At 37.8% G+C, this 1,341-nt stretch carries 1 protein-coding gene; it reads right to left on the reverse strand.

The annotated features are described in order from the left end of the window. Positions 1–97: 97 nt before the first annotated feature. Positions 98–979 (reverse strand): bestrophin family protein, encoded by an 882-nt coding sequence (locus B2X72_RS16575; RefSeq protein ID WP_088160814.1) that lies wholly within the window; start codon positions 977–979, stop codon positions 98–100. Positions 980–1,341: the final 362 nt, after the last annotated feature.

Below are 1,341 nucleotides of genomic sequence, written 5' to 3' on the forward strand. Positions count from 1 at the left end.
AAATAGGGGTCAATATCGAAATGATGAAAAAAGCTATGCCTTTACAAAAGAAATCCAATCCTAAAATTTATTTAGGACACATATGTTTACAGATATATTACATTTCATAATAAGAATCATTTTTGGGATTTGCCGGAATATCTATTTCTCCAATCATTTCCAAAAGGTTTATCTCGATGGTTTGTGCAAGCGAAGTCATTGGTGTATCAACTGGCGTACCCTCAAAAGGATCCTGCATAATGATGGCTGTCTTTTCAATGGCAATAAAGAGTATTGGTATAATCATGGTCATTACGATCTCAATAGTTAACTGAGAATCTTCGAGCCCGAAAGGCAAAATCGCGGCAAAGACGTAGATCAAGGTGTGTACCATCATGCTATATGATCTGGGAAAGACCGTATTCTTAATACGTTCACACTTACCCATGCTGTCGCATAACCTACCTATTGTTTCATTTAGCTGAACCTGTTGAATATCCGTTATCGCTCCACTGAAAGCGAGATGTCTGATTGCATTTGAATGTCTATCCAATATTGCATTGGGTATATTTGTGGCTTTTATCCCGTGGAAATGCAGATAAGCCTGAACTTTAGGTGAAAACTCCAGCTTTCGGAGCGATTCTCCCAGCGCATAAGTCCAGATAATTTGTCGGTCCACAAATTCTTTTATTTCGTATCGGGGACTTTCGGGAGCATATTGAATAAACTGCCTTAGTAAATTCCTGGAGTCATTAACAATAGCTCCCCATATTGTTCTGGCTTCCCACCAGCGCTCATAGGATTGAGCCGTTCTAAAGGCCAGTAGTAGGGAAACAGCCGTTCCGATCAGAGCAGGAATACTCAGCGGCAAGGATACTTTTTTAAAAGTCGGATGCATATCAACCACGCCGATCGATATGGCGAATATAGAGATCAGAATGAATTGTGTCTTTATCTCATTTATAAAGTACCAAATTGATATTTTTCGATTTAATAACATAACTGAATATTCTAGGTTTGTGAAGAACAATAATCATTCTTTATATTTTTAGACGGATGTACATTTAGATAATGAACAATTAATTATAAATCTTGGTTTCCCCCTTCCGAAACCGATTTCAATATTTTCAATATTGTTCATAGCAAAACAAAAATACAGTGTAAATGCTGGTCAAACACATCTTCAAGTAAATTCCATACCTGAAGGAGCTGTTGTCGAAATTTTTCATAATACTGCCAGCGGATCACTTCATAGTATATTGTAGATTTCGGATAAACTGACCATGCGATTCCGTGGCAAATTGACCACCTGATCTCCTGGCGAAGTTAGCTTTGGTGCTGTAGGAGTAATGTCATCAAAAG

The organism is Sphingobacterium sp. UBA7253 (assembly GCF_002472745.1).
In the GTDB taxonomy this organism is placed as follows: domain Bacteria; phylum Bacteroidota; class Bacteroidia; order Sphingobacteriales; family Sphingobacteriaceae; genus Sphingobacterium; species Sphingobacterium siyangense.

Bases quoted from the DNA above. Each gene is read 5' to 3' on its own strand.
- B2X72_RS16575 (WP_088160814.1), bottom strand. From the start codon at position 979: ATGTTATTAAATCGAAAAATATCAATTTGGTACTTTATAAATGAGATA.